Below are 5,581 nucleotides of genomic sequence, written 5' to 3'. Positions count from 1 at the left end.
GGAACAGCTGGCCCTGCGGCGACGCCAGCCGGAACAGGATCGGGACCTGGCGGTCGCCGCCATCGGCCGCGTAGACCGCGGGCGTGCCGGCGGCGGCGGCAGGGCGGGCCGGCGCGGGCCTGGCCGGCGCGGCGCCATCGACCCCTTGTGCAAAGGCCGCGGCCACGGCCCGGCGCGCAAAGGCGTCGTCATAGCCCGAGCGCAGCATCGACAACACCAGCGCATCGGCGGCAAAGCCCTGGGCGATATGCCGGGCCAGCCATTGTTCAAGTTCGGGCGAGGATTCGGTGTAGCCGGTCTTGCCGCCGGCAACGGAGGCTTCGCGGATCATGACGGATTGGCGGCGACGCGTTGCGACGAGAACGGGTTGCGGGCAGGGGGCTCGGACACCGGTGCGCGCGGGCGCGACGGCGCGATCTCGGGATCGCCGGCCACGGTGACCGTGGCTTCGGAATACTGCCAGCGCTTCCACGCCGCCAGCACCGCGTTCGGGTATTCGGGGCGGCCGCGGCTGCCGTTGTAGCGGCCCAGCGCCAGGTACAGGTCGCCCTGCTCGCGGTCCAGGTAGTAGCGCAGGATGGTGCAGCCGTAGCGCAGGTTGCTCTGCAGGTGAAACAGCTTGCGCGGGTCGCTGTCGCCGATGGCGCGCACCCAGAACGGCATCACCTGCATCAGCCCGCGCGCACCGGCCGAGCTGATCGCGTACTTGCGGAAGTTGCTCTCGACCTGGACCAGGCCCAGCACCAGCGCCGGCTCCAGCCCGGCACGCTTGGCCTCGTAGTAGGCCACCTCGATCAGTTCCACGCGCACCTGCGGCTCGGGGATGCGCGAGGCCAGGCGGGCGGACATCTCGCCCAGCCATTTCAGGTAGGCCAGGCGCTCGCCGCCGGACGCGAATACCGGCCGCGTGGGCCGGTCATCGGCAATGGCGGCGGCCAACGCGCCGCGCACGGAATCGGCCAGGTCTTCTTCCTTTTGCGCGCCGGCGTGGGCTGCCATGGCCGCCAGGGCCAGCAGCAGCCCGCCCGCGCAGCGGCGGGCGGCGTCGGTCATGCCGCGGGCGGCGCGCATGGGGCTCAGTTCGCCAGCTGGCTGCGCACGTGGCCGACCACGTCGGCCACGCTGACGGCGGTGGCCTGCGCGTCGCGCCGGCCCTGGTACTCGACCTTGCCTTCCTTCAGGCCGCGGTCGCCCACCACCACGCGGTGCGGCACGCCGATCAACTCCCAGTCGGCAAACATCACGCCCGGGCGCTCGCCGCGGTCGTCCAGGATGACGTCCACGCCGGCGGCCAGCAGCTCGGCATGGATGCGGTCGGCCTCGGCCTTGACGGCTTCGGAGCGGTCGTAGCCCACCGGGCAGATCACCACCGCGAACGGCGCGATCGCGGCCGGCCAGATGATGCCGCGCTCATCGAAGTTCTGCTCGATCGCCGCGCCCAGGATACGGGTGACGCCGATGCCATAGCAGCCCATCTGCATCGGCTGGGTCTTGCCGTTCTCGTCCAGGAAGGTGGCGTTCATGGACTCGGAATAGCGCGTGCCGAGCATGAACACGTGGCCCACCTCGATGCCGCGGCAGATTTCCAGCGTGCCCTGGCCGTCCGGCGAGGCGTCGCCGGCGACCACATTGCGCAGGTCGGCCACGATCGGCTCGGGCAGGTCGCGGCCCCAGTTGACGCCGGTGTAGTGGTAGTCGCGGTAGTTGGCGCCGCAGACGAAGTCGCTCATGTTGGCGACGGTGCGGTCGGCCACCACCTTGACCGGCTTCTTCATGTCGATCGGGCCCAGGTAGCCCGGCGGCGAGCCGAAGGCGTCGACGATCTCGTTCTCGGTGGCAAAGCGGAAGTCGGCCAGGCCCGGCACCTTGGACGCCTTGACCTCGTTCAGTTCGTGGTCGGCGCGGATCAGCAGCAGCCAGATCTCGGCGCCGGCCTCGGTGTCCTTGGCCAGCACGATGGACTTGACGTTGCGCTCCAGCGGGATGTTCAGGAATTCCGCCACCTGCTCGCACTTGACCTTTTCCGGGGTGAAGGTCTTGACCAGGTCTTCCTTGGGCGCGGCGCGCTCGGCCAGCAGGGGCAGCGCCTCGGCGGCCTCCATGTTGGCGGCGTAGTCCGAGGTCGGGCAGTAGACGATAGCGTCTTCGCCGGTGTCGGCGATCACATGGAACTCATGCGAGCCCGAGCCGCCGATGGCGCCGTTGTCGGCCGCCACGGCGCGGAATTCCAGGCCAAAGCGGCGGAAGATGCGCACGTAGGCGTCGTACATGTTCTCATACGACTTGCGCAGGCCGTCCGTGTCGCGGTCGAAGGAATAGGCATCCTTCATGGTGAACTCGCGCCCGCGCATGATGCCGAAGCGCGGCCGGCGCTCGTCGCGGAACTTGGTCTGGATCTGGTAGAAATTGACCGGCAGCTGCTTGTAGCTGCGGATTTCCGAGCGGGCGATGTCGGTCACCACCTCTTCCGAGGTCGGCTGGACCGCGAAGTCGCGCTCATGGCGGTCTTTCAGGCGCAGCAGCTCGGGGCCCATCTTGTCCCAGCGGCCGGTTTCCTGCCACAGCTCGGCCGGCTGGATCACCGGCATGGACAGCTCCACCGCGCCGGCGCGGTTCATTTCCTCGCGCACGATGTTCTCCACCTTGCGGATCACGCGCAGCCCGATCGGCATGTAGTTGTAAATGCCGGCGCCCAGCTTCTTGATCATGCCGGCGCGCATCATCAGCTTGTGCGAAACGATTTCCGCGTCGGCGGGCGCTTCCTTGAGGGTGGAAATGAAGAATTGCGAGGCTTTCATCCGTAATTTCTCTCTGGGCCGCCGGGTTCGGGAAAATCCGTCCCGGCAAAATCCGGGGGCCGGCGGCGCTGAATTGTGGGCACGCGCCTGAAACTGCCCTTCCGCTCGGGGAAAACCAGCATCCCCCGGTCCGGGCCCGGCTGCGCGCTTCCTTTATAATCAGCGTAATTCTAAAGGATTCGAGGTGCAGTCATGCTCGATCGTGAAGGCTTTCGCCCGAACGTCGGCATCATCCTCCTCAACGCAAGAAACGAGGTTTTCTGGGGCAAGCGAATCGGCGAACACTCCTGGCAGTTCCCGCAAGGTGGCATCAAGTACGGCGAAACGCCTGAACAGGCCATGTACCGCGAACTGCATGAGGAAATCGGCCTGCTTCCGGAGCACGTCAGGATCGTCGGTCGCACGCGCGACTGGCTGCGTTACGAGGTGCCGGACAAGTTCATCCGCCGCGAGATCCGCGGCCACTACAAGGGCCAGAAACAAATCTGGTTCCTGCTGCGCATGGCCGGCAGGGACTGTGACATCCATCTGCGTGCCACCGAGCACCCTGAATTCGACGCCTGGCGTTGGAGTCATTACTGGGTGCCGCTGGAGGCGGTGATCGAGTTCAAGCGCGATGTCTACCAGTTGGCGCTGACGGAGTTGTCACGCTTCCTGAACCGGCACGCGCGTGTGCCGCTGAGTCCCTATGGCACACACGGCACGCACGGCCCCCACGGCATGCATGGCCGGCATGGCGGACCGCGCAGCCAGGCGCTCAGCCGCGCCCAGCAGGCGCAGCAGGCCGACGCCGACTGCAATGCCGAGGCCGAGCACGCGACCGAGCACGATTCACCGGCAACGCCGGTTTCCACCTCACGGAGCACTGATGACTAGTTTCACCGGCCTGGGCCGCCGCCGCGGCCTGAGCGCTGCCGGAATGCTGATTGCCGCGGCCAGCCTTGCGCTGGCCGGCTGCAAGACCACCGGCAAGGAGATGGCGGAGGAAGAAAGCACCTGGCTCAACCCGTTCGCGCCCAAGACCTTTGAAGAGGCCAAGGCCATGCTGCCGGCACCGCCGCAGGACGCCAACTTGATCCCGTTCTCGGTGGCGGGCACCGACTCGCTGTCATTCGCGGTCGACGGCAAGTCGGTCTCGGTCGGCAAGGACAATGTGGTGCGCTACACGGTCGTCACCACCAGCCAGAGCGGCGCGCGCAACGTGACCTTCGAAGGCCTGCGCTGCGACGCGTTCGAGCGCAAGCTCTACGCCACGCTGCCCAAGGGCGCCACCGAGTGGGTGCCCAACAGCAGCGACTACGGCGAGACCTGGCACCGCATGGCGACTGGCGTGCGCAATGCCTACGCCGCCACGCTGGCGACCGATTTCTTCTGCGAGGGCCGTACCGTGGCCGGCACTGCCGACGCCATGGTGCGCGACCTGCAATCGCGCGCGCCGCGCAAGCGCTGAAGCGCGCAGCGTCGGCATAAAAAAACGGCGGGACTGCCTGGCAGCCCCGCCGTTTTTGTTTGCGCCTGGCCTTTGCGCCAGGACGTCAGGTCAGACCAGCACCAGGTTGTCGCGATGGATCAGTTCGGGCTCGTTCAGGTGCCCCAGCACGGACTCGATCTCGGACGAGGGCTTGCGCGCGATCAGCCGCGCCTCGGCGCTGGAATAGTTGGTGATGCCGCGCGCCACCTCCTTGCCCTGCGCGTCGACGCAGGCGATCACCTCGCCGCGAGCGAACTCGCCCTGCACTTCCGTCACGCCGATCGGCAGCAGCGACTTGCCGCCGCTGGTGAGCTTCTCGACCGCGCCGTTGTCGATCACGACCCGGCCGCGCAGCTGCAGGTGGTCGGCCATCCATTGCTTGCGCGCCGTGAGCCGCCCGGTCGGCGCCAGCAGCTGGGTGCCGATGGCCTCGCCCGCGGCCAGCCGCTCCAGCACGTTGGCCTCGCGCCCGGAGGCGATGGTGGTGTGGGCGCCGGACTTGGCCGCGCGCTTGGCCGCCAGGATCTTGGTCAGCATGCCGCCGCGCCCGATCGACGTGCCGGCGCCGCCGGCCATGGCTTCCAGCTCGGGAGTGCCGGCCAGGGCCTCGTCCACGAACTGCGCGCCCGGGTCCTTGCGCGGATCGGCGGTGTACAGGCCGCGCTGGTCGGTCAGGATCACCAGCGCGTCGCCTTCGATCAGGTTGGTCACCAGCGCGCCCAGCGTGTCGTTGTCGCCGAACTTGATTTCGTCGGTGACCACGGTGTCATTCTCGTTGATGATCGGCACCACGCCCAGGGAGAGCAGCGTGAGCAGGGTCGAGCGGGCGTTGAGGTAGCGTTCGCGGTCGGCCAGGTCGGCGTGGGTCAGCAGCACCTGCGCGGTGCGGATGCCGTAGCGGCCGAACTGGCTTTCATAGACCTGCGCCAGGCCCATCTGGCCGACGGCGGCGGCGGCCTGGAGCTCATGGATTTCCTTCGGGCGGCGCACCCAGCCCAGGCGCTGCATGCCTTCGGCGATGGCGCCGGAGCTGACCAGCACCACTTCCTTGCCGGCTACGCGCAGCTTGGCGATCTGGGCCGCCCAGCGGGCGATGGCGTCGTGATCCAGCCCCTTGCCGTCGTTGGTGACCAGGCTGGAGCCGACTTTGACGACGATGCGCTTTGCCTGCGCGATGACCGATTGCATGACGGGAATCCTGTCTTTAGGAACTCGTTTTACACCGGGGCCTGCGCTGCCCCATTGTGTTCCCCTCTCCCCTCATGGGGAGAGGGCAGGGTGAGGGGTGGTTTGACAAGGCGCCACGCCTGAT

5 protein-coding genes and 1 pseudogene are annotated in these 5,581 nt (G+C 67.9%); 2 read left to right on the top strand and 4 right to left on the bottom strand.

Annotated features, from left to right (window positions below; all coding sequences use genetic code 11):
• The 3 genes and pseudogenes from CF68_RS38100 to CF68_RS07385 all read right to left on the bottom strand — a co-directional run.
• Window positions 1-331: pseudogene (locus tag CF68_RS38100) on the bottom strand (2-oxoglutarate-dependent dioxygenase); the annotation flags it as partial.
• Window positions 328-1,071 carry a lytic transglycosylase domain-containing protein gene (locus CF68_RS07390; protein ID WP_013958050.1) on the bottom strand — a complete coding sequence of 248 codons (744 nt, stop codon included), beginning with the start codon at window positions 1,069-1,071 and terminating at the stop codon, window positions 328-330. The gene CF68_RS07390 and the pseudogene CF68_RS38100, both read right to left, overlap by 4 nt.
• Window positions 1,072-1,076: 5 nt before the next feature.
• Window positions 1,077-2,798: a proline--tRNA ligase gene (locus tag CF68_RS07385; RefSeq protein ID WP_035817091.1), complete on the bottom strand. Its 1,722-nt coding sequence runs from the start codon at window positions 2,796-2,798 to the stop codon at window positions 1,077-1,079.
• Between the two features lie 192 nt (window positions 2,799-2,990).
• Between CF68_RS07385 and CF68_RS07380 the strand changes: the two genes are divergently transcribed.
• Both CF68_RS07380 and CF68_RS07375 read left to right on the top strand, forming a co-directional pair.
• The gene (locus CF68_RS07380) at window positions 2,991-3,674 is read left to right on the top strand and encodes an RNA pyrophosphohydrolase (protein WP_013958052.1); all 684 of its coding nucleotides are present in this window, start codon (window positions 2,991-2,993) and stop codon (window positions 3,672-3,674) included.
• Window positions 3,667-4,248: a CNP1-like family protein gene (locus CF68_RS07375; RefSeq protein WP_035817090.1), complete on the top strand. Its 582-nt coding sequence runs from the start codon at window positions 3,667-3,669 to the stop codon at window positions 4,246-4,248. Before CF68_RS07380 ends, CF68_RS07375 begins: the two co-directional genes overlap by 8 nt.
• Before the next feature lie 90 nt (window positions 4,249-4,338).
• Here the strand turns inward: CF68_RS07375 and proB are convergent, their stop codons facing one another.
• Complete coding sequence (gene proB / locus CF68_RS07370) at window positions 4,339-5,457, bottom strand: glutamate 5-kinase (protein WP_035817088.1); 1,119 nt, start codon at window positions 5,455-5,457, stop codon at window positions 4,339-4,341.
• Window positions 5,458-5,581 lie beyond the last annotated feature (124 nt).

Origin of the sequence: Cupriavidus sp. SK-4 (assembly GCF_000611125.1) — a bacterium.
GTDB lineage: Bacteria > Pseudomonadota > Gammaproteobacteria > Burkholderiales > Burkholderiaceae > Cupriavidus > Cupriavidus necator.
This window is presented reverse-complemented; position numbering and strand designations above follow the sequence as displayed.